This window comes from Gordonia sp. NPDC058843 (assembly GCF_042743165.1).
Taxonomy (GTDB): Bacteria; Actinomycetota; Actinomycetes; order Mycobacteriales; family Mycobacteriaceae; genus Gordonia.
Window position 1 is genome coordinate 12068 of sequence record NZ_JBHYNC010000003.1, and the last position, 26780, is coordinate 38847.

Consider the following 26780-nt stretch of genomic DNA (forward strand, 5'->3'; position numbering starts at 1 on the left):
GTCCATTGTCAATGGGTGGGACGTGATGTCCCTGGATGCTGCGGCGAACGCGCTCGACGCCGGGGCGGATGGTCTTCGGAAACAGACGCAGGCGATGGCGGACGCGCCGATGAGGGCCGGTGACTCGAAGGGATGGGTCGGCGCCTCACAGCTCGGATGTGAAGCCCGCGCCGGCTCGGATCGGGTCGAGATCAACAAGCTCGGCGCCGACCTCACCCACGCTGCCAACGTCCTACGAAACACCTCGTCAGCGATCGGCCCGAATCGCACCACGGCGCTGCTTCGCGCGCTCGGACTGGAACGGGACAAGTTCAGCGTTGCCGACGACTGGACTGTACGAGACACCCGGGACTATGCGGCCGAGCTCAAGGGCGTGGAGGCGGGGAGCGCGACCGAAGGTGCGATTCTCGCCGACCAGGCGTCGCGTTCTGAAGAAGCTAAAACGGCCACCCTCTCACTTCAGTCACTCGCAGACCAGATGGGTGAGGACGATCGCAACGGGGCGCGAGTGCTCGCGACGGCCTTCGGGGACGCGGAGGGCAATGCGCCGTTGGCGTCGAGCTACTCACCGGGCCAGGCCAGTATCGATGTCCAAGCCATCATGAGTGGGACCGCCACGAGGGAGCAGAAGGATCGGTTCTTCAGCGCGACCAGCCTGACCCCGGAACAGCGCGCAGCGCTGGCCCGCGGAGACCTTGCGGTCATTCCCAAAGAACAGTTCGATTACCTGAAAGCGATCTACACGCCGAACTGGGGCGCCGGACCCGAGGGGCAGCAGCCCCGCTCGCTCGACGCACTGAAGTCTTTCGGCGACAAGTACGCCGGCGCGGAACAGGAGAGCTTGAAGCAGGGGCTTGCCGATGGGGTGTTCATGCTCGGCAATCCTCATCTGCGGACCGCACAGACCGATTCGAACCCGTTCGCCGAGATCTTGGGGACTCAAGCACCATTCGTGACCGGCGGCATGAGTCAACTTCCGGCGCCGATCCGGGACGCGCTGACCGAATCTGCTGCGAGTAAGGGCCGGTTGACGGTTCCGGACTCGGGCGCGCACTCCGGCGGCCACAGGTCGGTTACCGATCTGAAGACCTTCGACGACCTCACGTCGGTGATGGACATCCTTGAACACCGCTCAGTTGATCCGGCCGGGGGTGCGTACGGCTCGGAGTCTGTGCAGTTGGGAAGCGACGTCGACCGGGCCTTGATCGCGAGAGCCAGTGAGATCGCAGGTGCAGGTGCCACTGAGTATGCCTCCAATCCCGGCCTGTTGAATCACAATCTCGTCGGCAAGGGCGAAGTCGAAAGTCTCCTCGTTCAGATGCTCGGCGTCGCGGGTAGTGATCACATTGCGGTACATGACGCAGTGATGTCGGCGACCGGCAATCCGTCCAGCAGCACGATGCCGACGACGTTCGATATGGACGGCACCGAGCGGTCATTCAAGGATGCCGAAGCCCTCAAGCGTCTGCTGACGTTCGATTGGACCGATGAGGCGGGGCATGGGAGTGACGGCATCAACAAACTCTTCAACTGGATGCCCGGCGTCGCCAACACCCCAGATCACGCAACTGCGGAACAGATGGCCGACAGTGTGAGGTCGGGCGAGGTCGCCAGCGCCTTGGCTCGATTCATAGCGGACAACAAGGTTGACTTCGCAGACGTTAACGGCTCACCGGAATCTCTTGGCGCGCTGAACCCTGAACTCACGCGAACCTTGGCTTCGGCCGTCGCGCCGTACTTGGCCGAACTCGGAGGCGCAGATTCCGATATATTCGAGACTCGGGGCGTTGTGCCTCTCGATGACGCATATGACTTCAAGGCGCTGTTCCATATTCTGGATACAGACCCGGATGCAGGACGAATAATCAACACGAATGCCATGCTGCAGGCGAGTGCACTAGAACAGATATTCGGAGCCGACGCGACTCGTGCCGGGTTGGGCGAGGTTGTGGGGCGGTTGCATGGCGCGATGACCGGTGGATTAAACGAGATGCTCGACGAGGACGTCGCCGACAAACGTTATGAGGCCGCACGTGATTACGCCCTACACGGTGCTGCATTCGATTCAGTGAAGTCATTGGGGCTCGCGGCCCCCAACCTGAATCCGCTCTTCAAAACGTTCGTAGATGTTGCTTCGCCGTCGCTTAAGCTGGGCGTGGTCGGGATGCCGCCGAATCCAGACGATATCAGCCCAGATGTCCAGTTCAACGAGGTTCGCGCAAGCGTTTTCAGAGGGACTAATCTGGATTCGGTCTATCAAGGACTGCTTGAGGGATATATACGAAGTAACCCCAGCTTTTTAGATAGCGTAGAAATGCGCGACATTTATGGCGATCGAATGGATGACCCGGAGTTTGTCGACAATCTACGACGCAACGGGCTCGCTGAGGGTGGCGACACAAAGAAGATCAATTCTGTGGTGCAAGACATATTCGGTGACCGGGACAACGATTTCCTGAACGAGTACGAGAATCAGCTGAACAGGTTAAAGGATCCCAAGCTACCGAAGGGTGCTGGGTGGTGAGGAATCTGCAACTGCGTGGTGGCAGAGCGTTTCTGGTGATACTTACGGTGCTTGCGCTGACCTCGTGCGTCGGAGCCAGTAACAACCAGGACAGAGAGGCGTCCCCTGGTAGTGCCACTCGAGATGAGGGCCTACCGCCCGGTTTCGACGTCACCTTCCGATGGCCAGCGAATGACCGCTTCGATCCGATGAGTGCGGAGGGTACGTTCATTCGGGCATACGTGGAGTCGTTTTACTTGGCGCAGGAGGGGCAGTCGTTGTCGTGGGCGTATCCCGGCTTCGTGGACGCTTCGCCCTCAGATACCGAGGCCAAGGTGCGGGCTCTGCCGAGTCAGAGTGCGTCGTCGAAACTGGTGGGGACGTCAACCTTTAGTGTGCTAAGCCGTCTGCAGCGAGGAAACCGCACTCGTGTTGTGCTGTGCGAGTTCGGTTATCACTCCTCTGTCGATAGCTCAGGGGCGAAACGCTGGCGAACTCATCCAAAAAGCAGTCTGGCTTCGATAATCGAATTCTCTAGATTGGGGCAGGCCCCGCCGGCAGGGCAGCGCGGGATAGCACGAAGGCCGGACAGTGATGTGTTCGGTGACTGGAAAGTTGACGACTTTGAGTTTCTTGCTTCCGCGGGCGGGTTCCCCGAGGAAGCCGAAGGGTGTAATGCCGAGCCGCTCCCTTCAGGAGTGCCCGCGGAGGCTGAGGTCCGCGGCAGCGGACCCATGCCGCGCTCTCCGCAGCCCCAGGATCCTGGCTGGCCCGCAGGCTCGGCACTGTGACTGTGTTCATCGCCGGGTCCCGGAGGATCAGGCCCGAACTCTGTTGACTTCCAGGTCCGGAGTGGCGAAGTCGTGAAAGGTCGGGACTTCCGTGGACCCGGCCCGACCGCTATACGTCCGTACGAACCCCGCGTCCTACACTTGTCGACCATGTGCACCGCTGGCACCGCGCCCATGATCGCCCCGTCCATCCTCTCCGCGGACTTCGCGAATCTCGCGGCGGAGGCCGCCGCGGTTGCGCGGCCGGGCGACACCCGGGCGGACTGGTTGCACGTCGACGTCATGGACGCGCACTTCGTGCCGAACCTCACGCTGGGCCTGCCGATCGTCGAGAGCCTGCTGAAGGCCACCGACATCCCGCTCGACTGCCATCTGATGATCGAGAACCCGGAACGGTGGGCACCGCCGTACGCCGAGGCCGGCGCACACAACGTCACGTTCCATGCCGAGGCCACCGAGAACCCGATCGGCGTCGCCCGTGACATCCGGGCCGCCGGGGCCAAGGCGGGTCTGTCGATCAAGCCGGGCACCGCACTCGAGCCGTATCTGAAGATCCTGCGCGACTTCGACACCCTGCTGATCATGAGCGTCGAACCGGGCTTCGGTGGTCAGAAGTTCATCCCCGATGTACTCGAAAAGGCCCGCGCCATCCGGAAGTTCATCGATGCCGAGGACCTGAAGCTCCTCGTCGAGATCGACGGCGGCATCAACGCTGACACCATCGAGGAGGCCGCCGAGGCCGGGATCGACTGCTTCGTCGCGGGATCGGCCGTCTACGGCGCGGATGATCCCGGACAGGCCATCGCGGCGCTGCGCGAGTCGGCCGCCACCGCACGGGCACAGACCCAGGCCTGAGAGATGGACATCGGCGCCGCCATGGAACGCGCGATCAGCGCGTCCCGGGAGGCGATGGGGATCAGCTCCCCGAATCCGCCCGTCGGCGCAGTCATCCTCGCCGCCGACGGCACCGTCGCCGGCGTCGGGGCGACGCAACCACCCGGCGGACCACATGCGGAGGTCATGGCACTGCGGGCCGCGGGCGATGCCGCGCGTGGCGGCACCGCGGTCGTCACTCTCGAACCCTGCAACCACACCGGCCGCACCGGCCCGTGCGCGCAGGCCCTCGTCGATGCGGGCGTCGCCGAGGTCCACTACGCGGTGAGCGACCCCAACCCGGTCGCCGCCGGCGGCGCCGAGACCCTACGGGCCGCCGGGGTACGCGTCACCGGGGGAGTCGCCGTCGAGGACGTCGAGAACGGCCCGCTCCGCCCATGGCTCACCCGGCAGCGCCTGGGTCGGCCGCATGTCACCGCGAAAATAGCGTCGGGTTTCGACGGCCGGATCGCCGCGCCCGACGGCACCAGCCAGTGGATCACCGGCCCACAGGCACGCGACCATGCGCACTCCCAACGAGCCCGGATCGACGCCATCGTCATCGGCACCGGCACCGCGCTGGCCGACAATCCGACGCTCACCGCGCGCACGGCCGACGGCACGCTGCATCCGCACCAGCCGGCCCGCGTCGTCCTCGGTCACCGCGACCTCCCCGCGGACGCCCGCCTCCGGGAGTCCGTCGGTGGCCCGCTGATCCAGGTCGACTCCCACGATCCGGCCGACGTCCTCGCGGCCCTGCCCGACGCCCTGTGGGTGCTGGTCGAAGGCGGGCCGCACATTCTGGGGGCCTTCTTCGCCGCCGGACTCGTCGACGAGGTACACGCGTACGTCGCCCCGCTGGTGCTGGGCGCCGGTCGCAGTTCGGTGGAGATCCCCGGGGTGACCACCCTCGCCGACGGCCTGCGGTTCAGCACGACGTCGGTGACCCGGCTCGGCGACGACGTCCTCGTCACCCTGTCGCGCCCCTCGACCACTTCGCGCGAAAGCTGAGCGGCACGACATGACCGCGGCGCTTTTCGCTCACCGGAATCGCAATGCGACGGACATCGCCGACCGTGCTAGCGTCGATGTCACCAGTTCTCGGGGCGGGGTGAAATTCCCCACCGGCGGTGATGAGGGTGCGGTGGATCCGCATCGTCCAGCCCGCGAGCGCCTGCCACCAGGCAGGGACAGCAGATTCGGTGCGAATCCGAAGCCGACGGTCATAGTCCGGATGCGAGAGAACAGGCGACACGAGGCCGCCCTGTCTGCTCCGAGCGAGCAGGAGGAGTGCGTGTTCACCGGAATCGTGGAAGAACTCGGCGTCATCGCCGACCGCGAGGATCTCTCCGACGCCGCCCGTTTCACCGTCCGAGGGCCCGTGGTCACCGCCGACGCCGGCCATGGCGACTCGATCGCTGTCAACGGCGTGTGTCTGACCGTCGTCGACCTCCGTCCGGGTGAGTTCACCGTCGACGTGATGGGCGAGACGCTGCGCCGGAGTTCGCTGTCCGACCTATCGGCCGGAAGCACCGTCAATCTCGAGCGCGCGATGCCCGCGAACGGTCGTTTCGGTGGCCACATCGTGCAGGGCCATGTCGACGGAACCGGCACGATCGCCGCCGTCAGCCCGTCGGAGAACTGGACGGTCATACGAATCGCCGTGCCCGCCACGCTCACCCGTTATCTCGTCGAGAAGGGGTCGATCACCGTCGACGGTGTATCGCTCACCGTGTCGGCGGTCGGCGGAGCCGGAGACGAGTCCTGGTTCGAGATCTCACTGATCCCGACGACTCTCAACGAGACCAACCTCGGCGCCACCCGACCCGGCACCGTGGTCAACCTCGAGGTCGACGTCATCGCCAAGTACGTCGAACGCCTCCACCTGGGTTCGGACACGACTGTTACTCCTGATGTTGCGGGGGCGAAATGAGCACAACGAGTGAGGTTCTGATGAGCGAGTCGCCGCGAGACGGTGAAGACGTGACCACAAGCGAGGGGACCGGAGTCGAGTTCGACACGATCGAACGCGCCATCGCCGACATCGCGGCGGGCAAGGCCGTGGTGGTGGTCGACGACGAGGATCGCGAGAACGAGGGCGACCTGATCTTCGCGGCCGAGATGGCCACCCCCGAGCTGGTGGCCTTCATGGTGCGCTACACCTCCGGTTATCTGTGTGTCCCGCTCGACGGCGACGCGTGTGACCGCCTCGGCCTGCCCCCGATGTACTCGATGAACCAGGACAAGCACGGCACTGCCTACACCGTGACGGTCGACGCCCGCGACGGCATCGGCACCGGCATCAGCGCGGCCGACCGTGCGACGACGATGCGCCTGCTCGCCGATCCCGACGCCGCGGCAGCCGACTTCACCCGGCCCGGACACGTGGTGCCGCTGCGCGCGAAGGAAGGCGGCGTCCTGCGCCGCCCCGGGCACACCGAGGCCGCGGTCGACCTCGCGCGACTCGCCGATCTCGCCCCGGCCGGGGTGATCTGCGAGATCGTGAGCCAGAAGGACGTCGGTTCGATGGCGCAGACCGACGAGCTGCGCGTGTTCGCCGACGAACACGACCTCGCCCTCATCTCGATCGCCGACCTCATCGCCTGGCGCCGCCGCCACGAGAAGCACGTGGTCCGCGTCGCCGATGCCCGAATCCCCACCCGCCACGGCGATTTCCGTGCGGTCGGTTACTCGAGCGTCTACGACGACGTCGAGCACGTCGCCCTCGTCAAGGGCGACATCACCGGCGACGACGGCGAGGGCCACGACGTCCTCGTGCGCGTGCATTCGGAGTGTCTGACAGGCGACGTCTTCGGTTCCCTGCGCTGTGACTGTGGGCCGCAGCTCGACGCGGCCATGGAGATGGTTGCGGCCGAGGGTCGCGGGATCATCCTGTATATGCGCGGGCACGAGGGCCGCGGCATCGGCCTGCTCCACAAACTGCAGGCCTACCAGCTGCAGGACGCCGGCTCCGACACCGTCGACGCCAATCTCGAGCTCGGCCTGCCCGCGGACTCCCGTGACTACGGTCTCGGTGCACAGATCCTCGTCGATCTCGGCGTCTCGTCGATGCGGCTGCTGACCAACAACCCGGCCAAGCGTGTGGGCCTCGACGGTTACGGGTTGCACATCGTCGACCGGGTCCCGATGCCGGTGCGCGCCAACGCCGAGAACCTCCGCTACCTGCGTACGAAGCGGGATCGGATGGGCCACGATCTCGTCGGCCTCGACGATCACGCCCACTCCGACAACGCCCAGCCCACCGACGGCGCATCCGAAGGAGCACCTGCATGAGCGGCCACGGAGAGCCGACCCTCGAACTCGCCGATGCGGGGACCCTGCGTCTGGCCATCGTCTCGTCGCAATGGCACGAGACCGTCTGCGGCGCACTCCTCGACGGGGCCATCCGGGCCGCACGGGACAACGGCGTGACCGAGCCGACCATCGTGCAGGTTGCCGGTGCCATCGAACTGCCCGTCATCGTGCAGGCGCTGGCCCGCACCCATGACGCGGTGGTGGCCCTCGGTGTCGTGATCAAGGGCGAGACACCGCATTTCGAGTACGTCTGCGACGCGGTGACCGCCGGCCTGACGCGGGTGTCGCTCGACGAGTCGACCCCGGTCGGCAACGGGGTGCTCACGGTCCTCACCGAGGACCAGGCGATCGCCCGGGCCGGGCTCCCGGGCTCGACGGAGGACAAGGGCGCACAGGCCACCGTCGCCGCGCTGGCGTCGGCGCTGACCCTGCGCGCGCTGCACCGCGGCGAGACCCATCCCGTGGCGGTCGGAGGAGCTTCGGCGTGAGTTCCGCGGACACCCCGCCGACCGACGCCGCGGGTTGGGATCTCGTGTACCGACCCCGCAATCTGCCGAGGTGGGCGATCGCGGCGGCCGTGGTCGTGCTCGCGATCCACATCACGTTCGGTCTGCTGCTCACCATCGACGACGTGGGGGTCCGCAACCTCGGCGGTGCCGACCAGGTCGCGATCATCCTCATCGGCGTGCTCGTCTCGGCGGCGATTCTGCTGTTCACCCGACCGCGACTGCGTGTCGGCGCCGCCGGCGTCGAGGTGCGCAACCTGGTGACGGTGCGACTCTTCGAGTGGGACCGTGTTCTCGGTCTCACCTATCCGGAGAAGGGGTTCGGGGCGTGGCTGCTGTTCCCGTCCGACGAACACATCACCGTCCTGGCTGTTCAGGCCGGTGACGGCCAGCGCGCGATCGACGCGATGAGCCGGTTCCGCGAGGTGGAGGAGCGCTACCGCGGGACTGTCCGGCCCGGCCACTAGCCTGGAACACGTGGCCGACCCGACTACCTACCGCCCCGCGCCGGGGTCCATCCCGACCGATCCCGGGGTGTACAAGTTCCGCGACGAGCATCGTCGTGTCATCTACGTGGGCAAGGCCAAGAATCTCCGGTCGAGGCTGACGTCGTATTTCGCCGACATCACCTCGCTGCACCCGCGCACCCGCCAGATGGTGACGACGGCGGCGTCGGTCGAGTGGACCGTCGTCGGCACCGAGGTGGAGGCGCTACAGCTCGAATACAACTGGATCAAAGAGTTCGACCCGCGCTTCAACGTCCGTTATCGCGACGACAAGAGTTACCCGATGCTCGCGGTCACCCTGAACGAGGAGTACCCCCGGCTGTTCGTCTACCGGGGTCCGCGCCGACGGGGGGTGCGTTACTTCGGCCCGTACGCGCATGCCTGGGCGATCCGCGAGACGGTCGATCTACTCACCCGGGTCTTCCCGGCCCGTACCTGCTCGGCCGGTGTGTTCAAACGGCACCGTCAGATCGACCGCCCATGCCTGCTCGGCTACATCGACAAGTGTTCGGCGCCCTGTGTGGGGCGGGTGGACGCCGAGGAACACCGGGAGATCGTCGAGGACTTCTGCGACTTCCTCGCCGGCCGAACCGACCTGATGATCCGCAAGATGGAACGGGACATGAACGTCGCCGCCGCGGAGCTCGACTTCGAACGTGCCGCCCGGCTCCGCGACGACATCGGTGCGATGCGACGCGCGATGGAGAAGCAGGCGGTCGTGCTCGGCGACGGCACCACCGCCGACGTGATCGCGCTCGCCGGCGACCAGCTCGAGGTGTCGGTGCAGGTCTTCCACGTCCGCGACGGGCGGGTCCGCGGCCAGCGCGGCTGGGTCGTCGAACGCAGCGACAACGGCACCGACGGCGACGTGGTGGGGGAGTTCGTCACCCAATTCTACGGCGCCCAGGTCGATTTCGACGCCTCGGTCGAGGTCGGCACCGACCGGGCCCACGGGGAGTCCATACCCCGTGAGGTGCTGGTCCCGGAACTGCCCTCCGACGCCGAGGAACTCGAGGAGTGGCTGTCCGGGCTCCGCGGGAGTCGGGTCCGACTCCGGGTTCCGCAGCGCGGCGACAAGAAGGCGCTGTTCGAGACCGTCGCGCGCAACGCGGGCGAAGCTCTTGCGCAGCACAAGCTCCGACGCGCGGGCGACCTCACCACCCGCTCGGCGGCGCTCACGGAACTGCAGGAGTCGCTCCTGCTCGATCAGGCTCCGCTGCGCATCGAGTGCGTCGACATCTCGCACGTGCAGGGCACCGATGTGGTCGCCTCGCTCGTGGTCTTCGAAGACGGTCTGCCGCGCAAGTCCGACTACCGGCACTACTCGATCCGGCATGCCGCCGGCGAGGGCCACTCCGACGACGTCGCGTCCATTGCGGAGGTCACCCGGCGCCGGTTCCTCCGCCACCGGTCCGACCGGGATGCGCCGCCACCGGTGTCCGGCGAGATCAGCGCCGCCACCGCCGACACGCCGGCGCAGTCACGCAAGTTCGCCTATCCGCCGAACCTCTTCGTCGTCGACGGCGGTGCGCCGCAGGTCCACGCCGCGGCGGCGGTGCTCGACGAACTCGGTGTCACCGACGTCTCGGTGATCGGGCTCGCCAAACGCCTCGAGGAGGTCTGGGTACCCGGCGACGACGATCCGATGATCCTGCCGCGCAACAGCCAAGCGCTCTTCCTGCTGCAACGCGTGCGTGACGAGGCGCATCGCTTTGCCATCACGTTCCATCGCAGCAAACGCAGCAAACGCATGACCGAGTCCGTGCTCGACGGGGTCCCCGGCCTGGGTCGGACCCGCCGCACCGCACTGGTGACCCACTTCGGGTCGGTTGCGCGCTTGAGTGAGGCATCCTTGGACGAGATATCCCAGGTGCCCGGAATAGGCCTCACCACGGCGCGCGCGGTCAAGTCCGCGCTCTCCGTCGACGCGCAGACGCCGGAGCAGACCCCGACCCCGGCCCCCTTGGGGGCCGAGAAGGAGATGACGGTGGCAACCGGTGACCCGGGACGAGGTGCCGATGACTGAGCAGGCGGGCACGGATTTCACCGTGCTGTTCGTGACCGGGATGTCCGGCGCCGGCCGGTCCACCGCGGCGAACGTGCTCGAGGACGACGGCTGGTACGTGGCCGACAACGTGCCCCCGTCACTGATCTCGACGATGGTCGGGATGGTCCGCGAGGACGATCCGTCGATCACCCGGCTCGCCATGGTGTTGCGGGCGTCCGACGACAACCTCGCCCACCAGCTCGAGCAGTTGCGGGACCGGTTGGAACAGTCCGGGATCCGCACCCGACTCCTGTATCTCGACGCGAGCGACCAGGTGCTGGTCCGACGCTTCGAACAGGTTCGTCGCCGGCACCCGTTGCAGGGCAAGGAGACCCTGGTCGAGGGGATCGCCCGCGAGCGCGCGATCCTGGCCCCGATCAAGAACGTCGCGGACCTCGTGGTCGAGACCTCCGCGCTGACCGCGGCCAAACTGCGCGCGATCGTCGAGGGCGTCGCGCCGGGCGACACCGAACCCCGTCTGTCGATCGTGGTGCAGTCGTTCGGCTTCAAGTACGGGCTGCCCATCGACTCCGATCTCGTCGCCGACGTCCGGTTCCTACCCAATCCGCACTGGATCGACGAGCTGCGCGACCACAACGGCCGGGAGGCGCCGGTCCGTGACTACGTCCTGGGTCAACCGGACGCGGATGGCTTTCTCGACCTCTACACCGGGCTGGTCTCCATCGTCGGCCGGGGCTACCTCCGAGAAGGCAAGCGCTACATGACGATCAGCGTCGGCTGTACCGGCGGCAAGCACCGCAGTGTGGCCATCGCCGAGGAACTGTCGGCTCGTCTGGACCGCGCCGTCGACGACGCCGGGAACGAGTCCTACGACGTACGGGTCATGCATCGCGACCTGGGGCGCGAATGAGTCCCCGGGAGCCCCGGATCGTCGCCCTCGGCGGCGGACACGGCCTCTACGCGACGTTGACCGCGATGCGCTATCTGAGCGCGGACATCACCGCGGTGGTCACCGTGGCCGACGACGGGGGATCGTCGGGGCGCCTGCGTGCCGAGCTCGGACTCATCCCGCCCGGTGATCTGCGAATGGCGCTCGCCGCGTTGATGAGTACGCCCGCGGGGCTCGAGGACTCCCCGGCCGTCGATCCGGCCGCCCGCCGCCGGCACGAACTGTGGGCCGAGGTGCTCCAGCACCGTTTCGGTGGCCGCGGAGCTCTGGCCGGGCATCCGATCGGCAACCTGTTGCTCGCCGGACTCACCGAGGTGCTCGGCGACACCGTCGGCGCCCTCGCCGAGTTGCGGACGATCTTCGGTATCACCGGCCACGTGCTGCCCATGTCGACCGTGCCGCTCGACATCGAGGCCGATGTCTCGGGACTGGAGGCCGATCCCCGGATCAGCCGCGAGATCCGCGGGCAGGTGGCGGTGGCCACCACCCCGGGCAAGGTCCGACGCGTCCGTCTGCTGCCCGACGACCCGCCGGCCTGCGAATCGGCGCTCGAGGCAATCGAATCGGCCGACCTGGTGATGCTGGGACCGGGCTCCTGGTTCTCGAGCGTGATCCCGCACGTGCTGGTGCCCGAGCAACTGAAGGCCTTGCAGCGCAGCAGGGCTCGTAAGGTGCTCGTGGTCAATCTCGCCCCCGAGCCGGGGGAGACGCCGGGGTTCTCGGTCGAGCGTCACCTCCATGTGCTGCACGCGCATGCGAACACCTTTCGGGTCGACCACGTCCTCGTGGACGCATCGTCTGTCCCCGCCGGGCGGGAACGGGATCACCTCGAGCGTGCGGCCGGGTTGTTCGGCGCGGAGCTGAATGTCGGGGACGTCGCGGTGCCCGGCCGTCAGGTCCATGACCCGGCGAAAGTCGCCGCCGTGGTGAACGAACTGTGCGAAGGTGAATTGACCCGTTACTCTGGCCGAGCGGACGCCTGACTCGGGCGAGGTTTCCGCGTATTTCCTAGGACGTGTGGTCTGTTGACAGGAGGACAGGTACCGGTGGCGATGACGGCGGCGGTGAAGGACGAACTCAGTCGCCTGTCGGTGACTCAGGTGAGTTGCCGGAGAGCCGAGGTGTCGGCTCTGTTGCGTTTCGCCGGTGGCCTGCACATCGTCGCGGGTCGCGTGGTGGTCGAGGCCGAGGTCGACATGGGCAACGTGGCACGCCGGTTGCGTCGCGAGATCCACGACCTCTACGGCTACGCCTCCGATGTCCACGTCCTGCGTGGCGGTGGTCTACGGAAGTCGGCGCGCTACATCGTGCGGATCACCAAGGACGGTGAGGGCCTGGCACGACAGACCGGACTGCTCGACCTGCGCGGCCGGCCGGTGCGCGGCCTGCCCGCACAGGTCGTCGGTGGCAGTGTCGCCGACGCCGAGGCCGCCTGGCGCGGAGCGTTTCTGGCGCACGGCTCGCTCACCGAACCCGGCCGGTCCTCGGCGCTGGAGGTCAGCTGTCCCGGCCCCGAGGCGGCTCTGGCCCTGGTCGGCGCGGCGAGGAGGCTCGGCGTCACGGCCAAGGCGCGCGAGGTCCGCGGCGCCGACCGCGTCGTCATCCGCGACGGCGAGGCCATCGGGGCTCTGCTCACCCGCATGGGCGCCCACGACACGAGGCTCGTCTGGGAGGAACGCCGGATGCGGCGGGAGGTGCGCGCCACCGCCAATCGCCTCGCCAACTTCGACGATGCGAACCTGCGTCGGTCGGCCCGTGCGGCGGTCGCCGCCGCCGCCCGCGTGGAACGCGCCCTGGACATCCTCGGCGACGAGGTACCCGACCATCTCATCGCGGCCGGACAGTTGCGCATCACCCACCGGCAGGCGTCCCTCGAAGAGCTCGGTCAGCTCGCCGACCCGCCGATGACCAAGGACGCCGTCGCCGGACGGATCCGCCGGCTCCTGTCGATGGCCGACAAGAAGGCCCGTCAGGACGGCATCCCCGACACCGAATCCGCGGTCACCTCCGAGCTGCTCGACGAGGCCTGAGTCGCACGCCGGAGACCCCACCGGCGCGCGTGACCCGGACCTGCGGTGTGCCGAGCACAGGGTCGCCTACTAGGCTGGTGGCGACGTGGGCGGAGGCGTGACCACTCAGGTGTGCTTCGCTGACCGCTCACGCGCGGCCAGACAGGGCTTGACCACCAGGCCCGACCATGAATACCGCTAAGGAGCACAACTGTGACTGTTCGGGTAGGCGTCAACGGATTCGGCCGGATCGGCCGCAACTTCTTCCGCGCCGTCGAAGCGCAAAAAGCTTTGGGCACCACCGACATTGAGATCGTCGCGGTCAACGACCTGACCGACAACGCGACCCTCGCACACCTGCTGAAGTTCGACTCCATCCTGGGTCGCCTCGCTGACGACGTCACCCTCGAGGGTGACGACACCATCGTCGTCGGCGACCAGAAGATCAAGGCCCTCGAGGTCAAGGAGGGCCCGGCCGCGATTCCGTGGGGCGATCTGGGCGTCGACGTCGTCGTCGAGTCGACCGGCATCTTCACCGCGCGCGCCAAGGCTCAGGGACACCTCGACGCCGGCGCCAAGAAGGTCATCATCTCCGCCCCGGCCTCGGATGAGGACATCACGATCGTGATGGGCGTCAACGACGACAAGTACGACGGCAGCCAGAACATCATCTCCAACGCCTCGTGCACCACCAACTGCCTCGGGCCGCTGGCGAAGGTCCTCAACGACGAGTTCGGCATCGTCAAGGGCCTCATGACCACGATCCACGCGTACACCCAGGACCAGAACCTGCAGGACGGCCCGCACAAGGACCTGCGTCGCGCACGCGCCGCGGCCATCAACATCGTGCCGACCTCCACCGGTGCCGCCAAGGCCATCGGGCTGGTCCTCCCGGAGCTGAAGGGCAAGCTCGACGGTTACGCGTTGCGCGTCCCGATCCCCACCGGTTCGGTCACCGACCTCACCGCTCAGCTGTCGAAGTCGGCCACCGCCGACGAGATCAACGCTGCACTCAAGGCTGCCGCCGACGGTCCGCTCAAGGGCATCCTCAAGTACTACGATGCTCCGATCGTCTCGTCCGACATCGTCACCGACCCGCACAGCTCGCTGTTCGACGCCGGCCTGACCAAGGTGATCGACGACCAGGCCAAGGTCGTGTCGTGGTACGACAACGAGTGGGGCTACTCCAACCGCCTCGTCGACCTCATCGGTCTCGTCGGCAAGTCGCTCTGACCCGCTCCCAACGACTTTAGGAGTCAACGCCTCATGGGTGTTCCCACTCTGAAAGACCTTCTGGAAGAAGGTGTTTCGGGCAGGGGTGTGCTGGTCCGGTCGGATTTCAACGTCCCGCTCGACGGGTCGACGATCACCGATCCGGGTCGCATCATCGCGTCCCTGCCGACGCTCAACGCGCTCATCGACGCCGGTGCCAAGGTGATCATCACCGCGCACCTGGGTCGTCCGAAGGGCGAGCCGGATCCGAAGTTCTCGCTGGCGCCGGTCGCCGCACGTCTCGGCGAGGAACTCGGCCGCAACGTGCAGCTCGCCGGTGACGTCGTCGGAACCGACGCGCTGGCCCGCGCGGAGGGGCTCACCGACGGCGACGTCCTGCTGCTGGAGAACATCCGCTTCGATCCGCGGGAGACCTCCAAGGACGACGCCGAGCGCGAGGCGCTCGCCAAGGCTCTCGTCGAGCTTGTCGGTGAGGACGGCGCGTTCGTCTCCGACGGTTTCGGAGTGGTGCACCGCAAGCAGGCCTCGGTCTACGACGTCGCCAAGCTGCTCCCGCACTATGCGGGCGAGCTGGTCGCCGCCGAGGTGGATGTGCTCTCGAAGCTCACCGAGGAGGTGACGCGTCCCTACGCCGTCGTTCTCGGCGGGTCGAAGGTCTCGGACAAGCTCGGCGTCATCGAGGCACTGGCTCCCAAGGTCGACACTCTGGTCATCGGCGGCGGAATGGCGTTCACCTTCCTTGCCGCACAGGGATATTCGGTGGGCACGTCGCTTCTGCAGGACGATCAGATCGACGTCTGCAAGAGCTTGCTGGAGCGATTCGGCGACGTCATCCATCTCCCGGTCGACGTCGTGGTGGCCGACAAGTTCGCCGCCGACGCGCAGGCGGACACGGTGGCCTCCGACGCCATCCCCGATGGCTGGATGGGCCTCGACATCGGTCCGGAGTCGGTGAAGCGGTTCGCCGCGGTCCTGTCCGGGGCCAAGACCGTCTTCTGGAACGGTCCGTCGGGTGTGTTCGAGTTCGAGAAGTTCTCGTCGGGCACCCGCGGTGTCGCCGAGGCCATCGCCGGCGCGACTCAGAACGGCGCGTTCACCGTGGTCGGCGGTGGCGACTCGGCCGCCGCGGTACGGACACTGGGCCTGCCCGACTCCGACTTCTCGCACATCTCCACCGGAGGTGGTGCATCGCTGGAGTACCTCGAGGGCAAGGAACTCCCCGGACTCAAGGTGCTGGAGAGCTGATCTGATGCCGACTCGTAAACCGCTCATCGCGGGTAACTGGAAGATGAACCTGAACCACCTCGAGGCCATCGCGCTGGTTCAGAAGATCGCGTTCGCCCTGCCGGCGAAGTACTTCGACAAGGTCGACGTGACGGTCATCCCGCCGTTCACCGACATCCGCAGCGTGCAGACCGTCGTCGACGGGGACAAGCTGCTGCTCACCTACGGTGCGCAGGATGTGTCGGCGCATGACTCGGGTGCCTACACGGGCGAGATCAGCGGCGCGTTCCTCGCGAAGCTTGGCTGCACGTTCGTGGTCGTCGGACATTCCGAGCGACGCACGTTGCACGGCGAGACCGACGAGATCGTGCTCGCCAAGACCAAGGCCGCGCTCAAGCACGAGCTCACCCCGATCGTGTGCATCGGTGAGGGTCTCGACATCCGCGAGGCCGGCGAGCACGTGTCGTACAACGTCGCGCAGCTCAAGGGTTCGCTCGCGGGTCTGTCGGCGGCCGACATCGCCAAGACCGTCATCGCCTACGAGCCGGTCTGGGCGATCGGCACCGGCCGCGTCGCCAGCGCGGACGACGCGCAAGAGGTGTGCAAGGCGATCCGCGAGACCGTCGCGGAGATCGCCGACGCCGACACCGCGGCGTCGGTGCGTGTCCTCTACGGCGGATCGGTCAACGCCAAGAACGTCGGCGACATCGTCGGACGCCCGGACGTCGACGGCGCACTGGTCGGTGGCGCCTCGCTGAAGTCCGACGAGTTCGCGACACTGTCGGCGATCGCCGCGGGTGGCCCCTTGCCCTGACGGGTCATACCCACGCGTACACTGTGGCAGGTTGGCCTCTTTTCGGGGGCTGACCTGCCACAGCTGTATGTAGGGGCTTTACGGAAGGGCGTTTCGACTCGTGACTGTGCAAGGTGCACTCGACATCGGATTGATCGTGACCAGCGTGCTGCTGATCGTGCTCATCCTGCTGCACCGCGGCAAGGGTGGCGGTCTGTCGTCGCTGTTCGGCGGCGGTGTCCAGTCCAGCCTGTCGGGCTCGAGCGTCGTCGAACGCAACCTCGACCGGTTGACCATCTTCGTCGGACTCATCTGGGTGATCTTCATCGTCGGCGTGGGCGTCGACATCAAGCTCTCCGGATAGCATCAGCCCGGGACAACCTCTCGGGATGCCGTGCCCGGGCCGGGCCGGGATACTTGACGGCATGAGTGAAACCGTCCCCGCACGGGGAGTCCCGGACTGGCGCCCATCCATCTCCATCGTCGACCACATCGTCGTCGACGACGAGGGCCGGGCGCTCACCGAACCCCTGCGGGAGGACATTCGCCTGCTCGGCGGGATCCTCGGCGACGTCGTCCGGGAACATTGCGGAAGCGATGTGTTCGACCTCGTCGAAGCTGCCCGCGTCGCCGCGTTCCGCGTGCGCCGCAACGAGATCGACCGCACCGAGCTCGCCGACATGTTCGTCGATCTGGACATCTCCACCGCCGTCCCGGTCATCCGGGCATTCAGTCACTTCGCCCTGCTGGCGAACCTGGCCGAGGACATCCACCGCGAACGGCGCCGGGCCATCCACGTTCGGGCCGGCGACCCGCCGCAGGACAGCAGCCTCGCCGCCACCTACCGCAAGCTCGCCGAAGCTGTACTAGGCGACGACGAGGTCGGCCGGACCCTGGCCGACGCGGTGGTGGTGCCGGTCATCACCGCGCATCCCACCGAGACCCGCCGCCGGACCGTCTTCGAGGCCCAGAACCGGATCACCGAGCAGATGCGGTTCCGCGGACGCACCGAGCTGACGCCGGACGAGGACGCCGAGGTCACCGAGTCGATCCGACGTCAGATCCTGACGCTGTGGCAGACCGCCCTCATCCGGCTCGAACGTCTCACCATCCAGGACGAGATCCGTTCCGGTCTGCGGTATTACGACGCGTCGTTCTTCGAGGTCGTGCCGGCCATCAACACCGCGGTGCGCGACGCGCTGCGCTCGACGTACCCCGACGCCGGGCTCGCCGACGAGCCGATGATCCGCATGGGGTCGTGGATCGGCGGCGACCGCGACGGCAATCCGTTCGTGAATTCCGACGTGGTCACCCTGGCCACGACGCTCGCCGCCCAGACCGCCGTCGCACATCACCTCTCCGAACTCGAGAGCCTCGCACAGGAACTCAGCATGTCGGCGCGACTCATCGACGCGGACGACACCCTGTTCGACCTGGCCGGGGCCGACGCCGACGATCCGGGGGCCGACGAACCCTTCCGCCTCGCTCTGCGCTCCATCCGCTCCCGTTTGGTGGCGACCGCCCGCGACATGTTCGACGACGACTTCCTCACCTCGAGCGATCTGTTCCTGATCGACGGTAGGCAACCGTACGGCGACGCGGCCGAACTCCTCGCCGACCTCGATGTGATCGACGCCGCGCTCCGCGCGAACAAGGACGACACGATCGCCGACGATCGACTCCTCGCACTGCGTGAAGCGGTGCGCACGTTCGGTTTCCACCTGTCCGGACTGGACATGCGGCAGAACTCCGACACGCACGAGGAGGTCGTCGCCGAACTGCTCGCATGGGCGGGTGTGCATCCGGAATACGCGTCGCTCGATGAGTCCGAGCGGGTCGAGATCCTGTCGGCCGAGCTGACCGCGCGCCGCCCGTTGACCCGCCCTGACGCCGAACTGAGTGAGCTGGCGACCAAGGAACTCGGCATCGTCCGCGCGGCCGCCAGGGCGGTCGCGACCTTCGGGCCGGCCGCCGTGCCGAACTACATCATCAGCATGTGCACCTCGGTGAGCGACATGCTCGAGGCACTGATCCTCCTCAAGGAGGCCGGCCTATACGACCCGAATGGCGGAACGCCGCGCTGTCCGGTCCGGGTGGTCCCGCTCTTCGAGACCATCGAGGACCTCCAACAGGGTGCCACGACCCTGCTCGCGGTCCTCGACGTCCCGTTCTATCGCGCGATGGTGCAGGCCCAGAACGGTATTCAGGAGATCATGCTGGGCTACTCCGACTCCAACAAGGACGGCGGCTACATGGCCGCGAACTGGGCGCTCTACCGTGCCGAGCTCGACCTGGTCGAGGCGGCGGCGCAGTCGGGCATCCGGCTGCGTCTGTTCCACGGGCGCGGCGGCACCGTCGGCCGCGGCGGCGGCCCCAGCTACGACGCCATCCTGGCGCAACCGCCCGGCGCGGTCCAGGGCTCGCTGCGCATCACCGAGCAGGGCGAGATCATCGCCGCGAAGTACGCCGAACCGGTCGCGGCGCGACGCAATCTCGAGACGCTGCTCGCCGCGACCATCGAGTCGTCGCTTCTCGACGTGGAAGGCCTCGGCGACGAATCCGACTCGGCCTACGAGATCATGGACGACATCGCAGCCAGGGCGAGAGCCGCCTACAGCCGATTGGTCCACGAGACGCCGGGATTCGTCGAGTACTTCACCACCTCGACGCCGCTGTCGGAGATCGGGGCGCTCAACATCGGCAGCCGCCCGGCGTCGCGCAAGCAGACCGAGAAGATCTCCGATCTCCGTGCGATCCCATGGGTGCTCTCGTGGACGCAGTCCCGAGTCATGCTGCCCGGCTGGTACGGCACGGGTTCGGCATTCGAGGAATGGGTGGGCGACGACGCGGAGCGCCTCGAGACGTTGCAGCGGTACTACGCGAAGTGGCCGTTCTTCCGAACCGTCATGTCGAACATGGCCCAGGTGCTGGCGAAGTCCGACATGGGGCTCGCGCACCGGTACGCGCAGCTCGTTCCCGACGAGGAGTTGCGTGACAAGGTGTTCGGCATGATCGTCGACGAACACGAACGGACGATCGCGATGTGCGCGAAGATCACCGGCACCGACGACCTGCTCCATGACAACGCCGCGCTGAAACGATCGGTCTACAACCGGTTCCCGTATCTCGAGCCGCTGAACCTGCTGCAGGTCGAGTTGCTCCGCCGCTTCCGGGCGGGGGAGGACACCCCGATCGTGCGACGCGGAATCCAGCTCACCATGAACGGCCTCGCGACCGCTCTGCGCAATTCGGGCTAGATCAGGTCAGGTCGGCGGCGGCCGCGTTGTCGAGGAACCAGATCGTCTCCTCGGTGCCGCGGGCGCCGGCGGCAGGCCAGTCGGCCGGATCGGCGCCGCGGTGTGCGGCGGCGACCGCCTCGGACTTGTCGGCCCCGGCGACGAGGAACCACACCTGACGCGAGCGATTCACGACGGGCAGGGTCAGGGTGAGCCGGCGCGGTGGCGGCTTCGGCGAATCCTCGACGGCGACAACCGACTTCGTGGCCTCCGCGGTGGCCGCGGTATGTGGGAACAGCGAGTTGATGTGACCCTCGCCGCCCATCCCGAGCAGGTGGAGATCGAAGTGCGGTGCCACACCGTCGGTCGACCGGCCGGCGAGGATCGCGGCGTAATCGGCGGCGGCGGCCTCGATGTCGTCGCCGAGCGGACCGTCCGACGGTGCCATCGGGAACACCCGTGAGGGGTCGACGGGCACCGCGTCGAGCAGTGCTTCACGCGCCTGGCCCGAGTTGCGCTCCGGATCGTCGGCAGGGACGAACCTGTCGTCGCCCCAGTAGATGTCGACCTTCGACCAGTCGATGGTGCCGCTGTCCGCGGCGAGTGCCGACAAGATGCCGATGCCGTTGCTGCCGCCCGTCAGCACCACGGCGGCGACGCCGCGCTCGGCCTGGGCGCGGGTGACGAGGTCCACGAAACGGGTCGCTGCGGTCTCGACGAGTTCCTGCTTGGAATCGAAGACGAGGGTCTCGGTGGTCATCGTGCGGTTGCTCCTTCGGTATCGTCTGCGAACTCGACTTCGGGCACGCCCTTCAGCGCTTCGACGTACACCTCGTCGGTGTCGAGCCGGCGGAGTTCCTCGGCGATACATGCGGGCAGTTCGCGCCGGCCCATCGCCACGCGACCGTCGGGCTTGCCGGGCATCGTCAGCACGGCGTTGTTCTCCTCGTCCACGGCGAGGATGGTCGGACCCTCGTCGCGGTGGAGCCGGATCTCGAAACTGCCGCGGCGTCGTCGTGTCGGAACCTGCAGGGTCGACCGCAACCATCCGGCGAGGAGGTCCACCGACGGCGAGTTCTGCGACCCGGTCACCTCGACCTCGACGACCGGGGTGTGCGGTGGACGATCGAACGCGGAGGCTAGGATCGCGCGCCAGTGCGTGACGTGGGTCCACGCGAGATCGGTGTCGCCGGGGGAGTAGGTCTCGAGCCGCTGCGCCAGCACCGCGAGCGAGTCGCCGGCCTTGGTGGCGTCGACGATGCGTCGGTGCCCGAGCTTGCCGAGCGGATCGTCGGCGGGACGCGCGGGTCCCTTGCCCGGCCACCAGGTGACGACGGGGGTGTCGGGCAACAGGAATGGGGTGACGACGCTCTCCGGATGGTCAGCGAGTTCGCCCTGCAGCGACAGCACCACCACTTCCGAGGCGCCCGCATCCCCACCCACGCGGATCTGCGCGTCGAGGCGCGAATCGCCTTCTCGCACTCCGCGGTAGACGACGATGACACGGCTGGGATGCTCCCGGCTCGCGCCGATCGCGGCCTCGATCGCGCCCTCCATCGGTTCGCCGAGGTCGACGCACACGACCAGCGTGAGCACGCGCCCGAGACTCAGCGCACCGCCTGCGGCGCGGACCTCGATGATCTTCTTCGCGACCTTTCCGGTCGACGTGTCGGGCAGTTCGACGATCATCGGGAGGCCTCCTGAACGGAACGGTCGGTGAGGACGTGCGGGCTTCTCGTCACGGCCGGCGCCATGCGCGACCGGTGCGGGCCATCATCTCCTCGGCCGAACGCGGACCCCACGTACCGGACTCGTAGGTGTCGGGCGATCCCGACGCGGACCAGTGGTAGAGCACCGGATCGAGGATGCGCCAGGACAACTCGACCTCCTCGTTCACCGGGAACAGAGACGGCTCACCCAGCAGGACGTCGAGGATGAGGCGCTCGTAGGCCTCCGGCGAGGCCTCGGTGAAGGCGGTGCCATAGCTGAAGTCCATGTTGACGTCCCGGACCTCCATGCTCGACCCGGGAACCTTCGAACCGAAGCGCAGGGTGATGCCCTCGTCCGGTTGAACTCGGATCACGAGCGCGTTCTGGCTCAGTTCCTCGGTCATGGTCTGATCGAACGGAAGATGCGGCGCGCGTTTGAACACGAGCGCGATCTCGGTGACCCGCCGCCCCAGACGCTTGCCGGTACGCAGGTAGAACGGCACCCCCGCCCACCGGCGGGAATCGACCTCGAGGGCGATGGCCGCGAAGGTCTCGGTCTTCGAGTCCTGCGCGAAGCCTTCCTCCTCCTTGAGACCCAGAACCTTCTCACTGCCCTGCCAACCGGGTCCGTACTGACCGCGGGCGGTGTTCTCGTCGATCGGCAGGACGTTACGCGTCGCGGCGAGGACCTTGATCTTCTCGGCCTGTAATTGCTTGGGCTCGAAGGAGATCGGCTCCTCCATCGCCACCAGGGCCATGAGCTGCATCAGGTGGTTCTGGATGACGTCGCGCGCCGCGCCGATCCCGTCGTAGTACCCCGCTCGCCCGCCCAGACCGAGGTCCTCGGCCATGGTGATCTGGACGTGGTCCACGTAATGCGAACTCCACAGCGGATCGAACAGCTGATTGGCGAACCGTAGTGCCAGGATGTTCTGGACCGTCTCCTTGCCCAGATAGTGGTCGATGCGGAACACCGACGACTCGGGGAAGACGTTGTTGACGATGGCGTTGAGTTCGCGGGCGCTTTCGAGGTCGTGACCGAACGGCTTCTCGATCACCACCCGCCGCCAGCTGTCGCCCGTCGGCGCCGCGAGCCCGCTGCGTTCGAGCTGCTCGCAGACCGTCGGAAACGCCTTGGGCGGGATGGACAGGTAGAACGCGTGATTGCCGTCGGTTCCGCGTTCGACGTCGAGCGACTTGAGTGTGTCGCGCAGCTTGTCGAAGGCGGCGTCATCGTCGAAGGCGCCCTGTACGAACCGGAATCCCTCGGCGAGGCGTTCCCACACTTCTTCGCGGAATCCGGTCCGTGCGTGTTCGCGAACGGCGTCGTGGACGATGGCGCCGAAGTCCTCGTCGGTCCAGTCACGCCGGGCGAACCCGACAAGGGCGAACGAGGGTGGCAGCAGGCCGCGGTTGGCGAGGTCGTAGACCGCCGGCATCAGCTTCTTGCGTGCCAGGTCGCCGGTGACCCCGAAGATCACCAGGCTGCACGGCCCCGCGATGCGCGGCAGCCGTTTGTCCTGTGGATCACGGAGCGGATTGGTCCAAGAACCTGGCCCGACCGAGTCCTCGCCTCCCGCCACCTGCGGTCAGCCTTTGTTCGCCGCGGACAGTTGTTCGGCGGTCGCGCTGAGCAGGTCGTTCCACGCGTCCTCGAACTTGCTGACGCCCTCGTCCTCGAGAACCTTGAACACGTCCGCGACGTCGACCCCCACTGCCGAGATCTTGTCGAAGATCTCCTGCGACTCGGCGGCGAGGCCGATGATGGACCCGGTGTTGACCCACCCGTGGTCGGCGAAGGCGTCCATCGTCTTGCCCGGCATCGTGTTGACCGTGTTCGGCGCGACGAGCTCGCTCACGTACAGCGTGTCGGGGTAGTCGGGGTTCTTGACGCCCGTCGACGCCCAGAGTGCGCGCTGCGGCCGCGCGCCCTTGGCGAGAAGGTCGGGGAATCGGGACTCGACCTCGAAGACCTGCTGGTAGGCCGAATACGCGAGGCGCGCGTTGGCCAGTGCCGCCTTGCCCTTCAGCTCGACGGCCTCCGGGGTGCCGATGGCGTCGAGTCGCTTGTCGATCTCGGTGTCGACCCGCGACACGAAGAACGATGCGACCGAGTGGATTCCCGAGAGATCGTGGCCGGCCTGGGCCGCGGCGTCGAGGCCGTCGAGGTAGGCCTCGATGACCTTCTCGTAGCGCTCGACCGAGAAGATCAGCGTGACGTTCACACTGATGCCCTCGGCGATGACCTTGCTGATGGCCGGGAGGCCCGCCTCGGTGGCCGGGATCTTGATGAGCAGGTTCGGCCGGTCGACGATCTTCCACAGTTCGACGGCCTGTGCCACCGTCCCGTCGGTGTCGTGCGCCAGACGCGGATCGACCTCGATCGACACCCGTCCGTCGACGCCGTCGGACGCCTCGAAGACCGGGGCGAGGACGTCGCAGGCGTTACGGACGTCGTCGGTGGTGACCGTCCGGATGGTGGCGTCGACATCGGCGCCTCGTGCGGCCAGTTCGTTGACCTGGTCGTCGTACGCGCTGCCCTTCGACAGCGCCGCCTGGAAGATCGACGGGTTGGTGGTGACCCCGACGACCGACTTGGTCGCGATGAGGTCCGCGAGATCGCCTGAGCTGATCAGGTCCCGGGACAGGTCATCCAGCCACACCGAGACTCCGGCGGCGGACAGTTCGGCGAGCTTCTCGTTCTGGGTCACGATTCTCTCCTCTTGGGTTGTGGGCGCTCAGCCGGCGACAGCGCGCTCGGCGGCCGCGGTCACGGCCTCGGCGGTGATACCGAACTTGGTGAACAGCACCTTGTAGTCGGCGGAGGCCCCGAAGTGCTCGATCGAGACGATCTCGCCACCGGCGCCGACGATGCGGTACCAGGGCATGGCGATCCCGGCCTCGACGGCGACGCGCGGAACCGACGGCGGCAGCACGTGGTCGCGGTACCCCTGTGGCTGCTCATCGAACCATTCGACGCAGGGCATCGATACGACTCGAGCCTTGATTCCCTTGTCCGCCAATGCCTTCTGTGCGTCGACGGCCAGGTGGACCTCGGAGCCGGTGCCGATCAGCACGACCTGCGGGTCACCCTCGGAGTCGCTCAGGACGTACCCGCCGTTGGCGACGCCCTGCGCCGATGTGCCCTCCAGGATCGGGATGTTCTGGCGGGTGAGGGCCAGGCCGACCGGGTGGTTGCGGCGGGTCAGCAGGTGCTGCCACGCGTACGCGGTCTCGTTGGCGTCGCCGGGACGGACGACATCGAGATTCGGGATCGCGCGCAGAGCGGCGAGGTGCTCGATCGGCTGGTGGGTCGGACCGTCTTCGCCCAGACCGATCGAGTCGTGGGTCCAGACGTAGATCGGGTCGATCTCCATCAGCGCCGCGAGGCGGACCGCGGGACGCATGTAGTCGGCGAACTGCAGGAACGTGCCGCCGTAGGCGCGGGTCGGACCGTGCAGGGCGATGCCCGAGAGGATCGATCCCATCGCGTGCTCACGGACGCCGAAGTGCAGGGTGCGACCGTACGGGTTGGCCGACCACTTCTTGGTGCTGATCGAGGTCGGACCGAACGACGGTTCGCCGTCCATCGTCGTGTTGTTCGAGCCGGCCAGGTCCGCCGAACCGCCCCACAGCTCGGGCAGCACGGGCGCGAGGGCGCTCAGCACCTTGCCGGACGCGCTACGGGTCGCGACGTCCTTGTCGCCCACGTTCCAGCTGGGCAGCACGTCGGTCCAGCCCTCGGGCAGTTCGTGGGCGGTGAGCCGGTCGAACAGCTTCTTGGCGTCGGGGTTCTTCTCCGCCCATGCGTCGAACGACGAGGTCCAGGCCGTGCGCTCCTCGGCGCCCCGGTCGACCAGCTTGCGGGTGTGGCCGATCACCTCGTCGGTGACCTCGAAGTTCTTCTCGGGGTCGAAGCCGAGGACCTTCTTCGTCGCCGCGACCTCGTCTTCGCCGAGTGCCGCGCCGTGGGCCATGCCGGTGTTCATCATGTTCGGGGCGGGATACCCGATGATGGTGCGCAGACAGATGATCGACGGCCGGTCGATGACCTGCTGGGCTGCCTCGATCGCAGCCTCGATGGCGACGATGTCCTCGCCGCCCTCCACGGTCTGGACATGCCAACCGTAGGCCTCGTAGCGCTTCGCCACATCCTCGGACAGGGCGATGTCGGTGTCGTCCTCGATCGAGATCTGGTTCTGGTCGTAGAACACGATCAGGTTGCCGAGCTGCTGGGTTCCGGCCAGCGAGCTGGCCTCGGAGGTCACGCCCTCTTCGATGTCACCGTCGGAGGCGATGACATAGATGTAGTGGTCGAACGGACTCTGTCCGGGTGCCGCGTCGGGGTCGAACAGGCCGCGTTCGCGCCGGGCCGCCATCGCCATGCCGACCGACGAGGCGAGACCTTGCCCCAGCGGGCCGGTGGTGATCTCGACACCTCGGGTGTGGCGGAACTCCGGGTGCCCCGGGGTGAGGGAATCCCAGGTGCGCAGCGCCTCGATGTCGGAGAGTTCGAGACCGAAACCACCGAGATAGAGCTGGATGTAGAGCGTGAGGCTCGAATGTCCGCACGAGAGCACGAAGCGGTCGCGGCCGGCCCAATCGGTGTCGGTGGGGTCGTGGCGCATCACTCGCTGGAACAAGGTGTAGGCGAGGGGAGCGAGGCTCATCGCGGTACCGGGGTGCCCGCTTCCGCACTTCTGGACGGCGTCGGCGGCCAGCAGCCGTGCCGTGTCGACGGCGCGGGTGTCGAGGTCGGTCCAGTCGTCCGGGTGACGGGGGGTGGTCAATGCGCGGATCTCGTCTGTGTCGGCCACGATGCTGATTGTCTCCTGTGCCTGCTCGGTGCGATTCGTACGGTGTCGATCGGTACTGGGGGGCGATCGGTACTGGTGGGCGCTGGGTACTGGCGGCTGTCGGTAGTGCGGCAACCGACGATCGTCGGTGCGTACGAGTCCAGAGTAATCGGCGCCGGGCCCACGCTGCGCGCCGACCGATGGTTACCGACGAGTCGGGACGTCGTTGCCGGTCGAGGGCCCGCCCGAGGCGTCGCCCCGCCTCGATTCACGGTTCGCAAAGGCAAACGTCTACCATGCTCTGTAGTAGCCCGCGGGCGTCTGTGCGG

The 26780-nt window shown here is 67.2% G+C and carries 21 protein-coding genes and 1 riboswitch; of the genes, 16 read left to right on the top strand and 5 right to left on the bottom strand.

What is annotated here, in order from left to right:
• Nucleotides 1-25: 25 nt before the first annotated feature.
• The 16 genes from ACFW3F_RS03020 (at nucleotide 26) to ppc (ending at nucleotide 19967) form a co-directional block, all read left to right on the top strand.
• The gene (locus ACFW3F_RS03020) at nucleotides 26-2524 is read left to right on the top strand and encodes a hypothetical protein (RefSeq protein ID WP_388054544.1); all 2499 of its coding nucleotides are present in this window, start codon (nucleotides 26-28) and stop codon (nucleotides 2522-2524) included.
• A 920-nt stretch (nucleotides 2525-3444) separates the two neighbouring features.
• Nucleotides 3445-4149: a ribulose-phosphate 3-epimerase gene (gene rpe, locus ACFW3F_RS03025; RefSeq protein WP_388054188.1), complete on the top strand. Its 705-nt coding sequence runs from the start codon at nucleotides 3445-3447 to the stop codon at nucleotides 4147-4149.
• Nucleotides 4150-4152: 3 nt separating this feature from the next.
• Nucleotides 4153-5178: a bifunctional diaminohydroxyphosphoribosylaminopyrimidine deaminase/5-amino-6-(5-phosphoribosylamino)uracil reductase RibD gene (gene ribD / locus ACFW3F_RS03030; RefSeq protein ID WP_388054190.1), complete on the top strand. Its 1026-nt coding sequence runs from the start codon at nucleotides 4153-4155 to the stop codon at nucleotides 5176-5178.
• Between the two features lie 82 nt (nucleotides 5179-5260).
• Nucleotides 5261-5417: riboswitch (FMN riboswitch) on the top strand.
• A 44-nt stretch (nucleotides 5418-5461) separates the two neighbouring features.
• Nucleotides 5462-6100, top strand: coding sequence for a riboflavin synthase (locus tag ACFW3F_RS03035; RefSeq protein ID WP_388054192.1), 639 nt, complete (start codon nucleotides 5462-5464; stop codon nucleotides 6098-6100).
• A gap of 20 nt (nucleotides 6101-6120) precedes the next feature.
• On the top strand, nucleotides 6121-7461 hold the full coding sequence (locus ACFW3F_RS03040) for a bifunctional 3,4-dihydroxy-2-butanone-4-phosphate synthase/GTP cyclohydrolase II (RefSeq protein ID WP_388054194.1): 1341 nt from the start codon (nucleotides 6121-6123) through the stop codon (nucleotides 7459-7461).
• On the top strand, nucleotides 7458-7970 hold the full coding sequence (ribH, locus tag ACFW3F_RS03045) for a 6,7-dimethyl-8-ribityllumazine synthase (protein WP_388054196.1): 513 nt from the start codon (nucleotides 7458-7460) through the stop codon (nucleotides 7968-7970). The genes ACFW3F_RS03040 and ribH overlap by 4 nt, the downstream gene beginning before the upstream one ends.
• Nucleotides 7967-8455, top strand: coding sequence for a PH domain-containing protein (locus tag ACFW3F_RS03050; RefSeq protein WP_388054197.1), 489 nt, complete (start codon nucleotides 7967-7969; stop codon nucleotides 8453-8455). The genes ribH and ACFW3F_RS03050 overlap by 4 nt, the downstream gene beginning before the upstream one ends.
• A 10-nt stretch (nucleotides 8456-8465) precedes the next feature.
• Nucleotides 8466-10520 carry an excinuclease ABC subunit UvrC gene (uvrC, locus tag ACFW3F_RS03055; RefSeq protein WP_388054199.1) on the top strand — a complete coding sequence of 685 codons (2055 nt, stop codon included), beginning with the start codon at nucleotides 8466-8468 and terminating at the stop codon, nucleotides 10518-10520.
• Nucleotides 10513-11412 (top strand): RNase adapter RapZ, encoded by a 900-nt coding sequence (gene rapZ, locus ACFW3F_RS03060; protein ID WP_388054201.1) that lies wholly within the window; start codon nucleotides 10513-10515, stop codon nucleotides 11410-11412. Before uvrC ends, rapZ begins: the two co-directional genes overlap by 8 nt.
• Nucleotides 11409-12434 (top strand): uridine diphosphate-N-acetylglucosamine-binding protein YvcK, encoded by a 1026-nt coding sequence (gene yvcK / locus ACFW3F_RS03065; RefSeq protein WP_388054203.1) that lies wholly within the window; start codon nucleotides 11409-11411, stop codon nucleotides 12432-12434. Before rapZ ends, yvcK begins: the two co-directional genes overlap by 4 nt.
• A gap of 69 nt (nucleotides 12435-12503) precedes the next feature.
• Nucleotides 12504-13481 (top strand): DNA-binding protein WhiA, encoded by a 978-nt coding sequence (whiA, locus tag ACFW3F_RS03070; protein WP_174316851.1) that lies wholly within the window; start codon nucleotides 12504-12506, stop codon nucleotides 13479-13481.
• Between the two features lie 192 nt (nucleotides 13482-13673).
• Nucleotides 13674-14693, top strand: coding sequence for a type I glyceraldehyde-3-phosphate dehydrogenase (gene gap, locus ACFW3F_RS03075; protein ID WP_388054204.1), 1020 nt, complete (start codon nucleotides 13674-13676; stop codon nucleotides 14691-14693).
• A gap of 33 nt (nucleotides 14694-14726) precedes the next feature.
• Complete coding sequence (locus tag ACFW3F_RS03080; protein ID WP_388054206.1) at nucleotides 14727-15938, top strand: phosphoglycerate kinase; 1212 nt, start codon at nucleotides 14727-14729, stop codon at nucleotides 15936-15938.
• A 4-nt stretch (nucleotides 15939-15942) separates the two neighbouring features.
• Nucleotides 15943-16731: a triose-phosphate isomerase gene (gene tpiA / locus ACFW3F_RS03085; RefSeq protein ID WP_388054208.1), complete on the top strand. Its 789-nt coding sequence runs from the start codon at nucleotides 15943-15945 to the stop codon at nucleotides 16729-16731.
• A gap of 106 nt (nucleotides 16732-16837) precedes the next feature.
• Complete coding sequence (gene secG / locus ACFW3F_RS03090; protein WP_010841002.1) at nucleotides 16838-17074, top strand: preprotein translocase subunit SecG; 237 nt, start codon at nucleotides 16838-16840, stop codon at nucleotides 17072-17074.
• A 61-nt stretch (nucleotides 17075-17135) separates the two neighbouring features.
• Nucleotides 17136-19967 (top strand): phosphoenolpyruvate carboxylase, encoded by a 2832-nt coding sequence (gene ppc / locus ACFW3F_RS03095; RefSeq protein WP_388054210.1) that lies wholly within the window; start codon nucleotides 17136-17138, stop codon nucleotides 19965-19967.
• Between the two features lies 1 nt (nucleotide 19968).
• On the opposite strand, the gene pgl is transcribed toward ppc, so the two are convergent.
• Genes pgl through tkt form a run of 5 tightly spaced genes read right to left on the bottom strand, consistent with a single transcriptional unit; the run spans nucleotide 19969 to nucleotide 26472 of the window.
• Nucleotides 19969-20706: a 6-phosphogluconolactonase gene (pgl, locus tag ACFW3F_RS03100; protein ID WP_388054212.1), complete on the bottom strand. Its 738-nt coding sequence runs from the start codon at nucleotides 20704-20706 to the stop codon at nucleotides 19969-19971.
• Nucleotides 20703-21635 (bottom strand): glucose-6-phosphate dehydrogenase assembly protein OpcA, encoded by a 933-nt coding sequence (locus ACFW3F_RS03105; protein WP_388054214.1) that lies wholly within the window; start codon nucleotides 21633-21635, stop codon nucleotides 20703-20705. The genes pgl and ACFW3F_RS03105 overlap by 4 nt, the downstream gene beginning before the upstream one ends.
• 49 nt (nucleotides 21636-21684) lie before the next feature.
• Nucleotides 21685-23238 (bottom strand): glucose-6-phosphate dehydrogenase, encoded by a 1554-nt coding sequence (gene zwf, locus ACFW3F_RS03110; RefSeq protein WP_388054216.1) that lies wholly within the window; start codon nucleotides 23236-23238, stop codon nucleotides 21685-21687.
• A 6-nt stretch (nucleotides 23239-23244) separates the two neighbouring features.
• Complete coding sequence (gene tal, locus ACFW3F_RS03115; protein ID WP_388054218.1) at nucleotides 23245-24366, bottom strand: transaldolase; 1122 nt, start codon at nucleotides 24364-24366, stop codon at nucleotides 23245-23247.
• A 27-nt stretch (nucleotides 24367-24393) separates the two neighbouring features.
• Complete coding sequence (gene tkt / locus ACFW3F_RS03120; protein ID WP_388054220.1) at nucleotides 24394-26472, bottom strand: transketolase; 2079 nt, start codon at nucleotides 26470-26472, stop codon at nucleotides 24394-24396.
• Between the last annotated feature and the right edge of the window lie 308 nt (nucleotides 26473-26780).

What these genes read in the sequence shown, in the direction of transcription:
- ACFW3F_RS03020 (WP_388054544.1), top strand. Translation starts at nt 26, where the DNA reads ATGTCCCTGGATGCTGCGGCGAACGCGCTCGACGCCGGGGCGGATGGT.
- rapZ (WP_388054201.1), top strand. Translation starts at nt 10,513, where the DNA reads ATGACTGAGCAGGCGGGCACGGATTTCACCGTGCTGTTCGTGACCGGG.
- ribD (WP_388054190.1), top strand. Translation starts at nt 4,153, where the DNA reads ATGGACATCGGCGCCGCCATGGAACGCGCGATCAGCGCGTCCCGGGAG.
- ppc (WP_388054210.1), top strand. Translation starts at nt 17,136, where the DNA reads ATGAGTGAAACCGTCCCCGCACGGGGAGTCCCGGACTGGCGCCCATCC.
- ribH (WP_388054196.1), top strand. Translation starts at nt 7,458, where the DNA reads ATGAGCGGCCACGGAGAGCCGACCCTCGAACTCGCCGATGCGGGGACC.
- yvcK (WP_388054203.1), top strand. Translation starts at nt 11,409, where the DNA reads ATGAGTCCCCGGGAGCCCCGGATCGTCGCCCTCGGCGGCGGACACGGC.
- ACFW3F_RS03105 (WP_388054214.1), bottom strand. Translation starts at nt 21,635, where the DNA reads ATGATCGTCGAACTGCCCGACACGTCGACCGGAAAGGTCGCGAAGAAG.
- ACFW3F_RS03040 (WP_388054194.1), top strand. Translation starts at nt 6,121, where the DNA reads ATGAGCGAGTCGCCGCGAGACGGTGAAGACGTGACCACAAGCGAGGGG.
- pgl (WP_388054212.1), bottom strand. Translation starts at nt 20,706, where the DNA reads ATGACCACCGAGACCCTCGTCTTCGATTCCAAGCAGGAACTCGTCGAG.
- whiA (WP_174316851.1), top strand. Translation starts at nt 12,504, where the DNA reads ATGACGGCGGCGGTGAAGGACGAACTCAGTCGCCTGTCGGTGACTCAG.
- rpe (WP_388054188.1), top strand. Translation starts at nt 3,445, where the DNA reads ATGTGCACCGCTGGCACCGCGCCCATGATCGCCCCGTCCATCCTCTCC.
- tpiA (WP_388054208.1), top strand. Translation starts at nt 15,943, where the DNA reads ATGCCGACTCGTAAACCGCTCATCGCGGGTAACTGGAAGATGAACCTG.
- ACFW3F_RS03080 (WP_388054206.1), top strand. Translation starts at nt 14,727, where the DNA reads ATGGGTGTTCCCACTCTGAAAGACCTTCTGGAAGAAGGTGTTTCGGGC.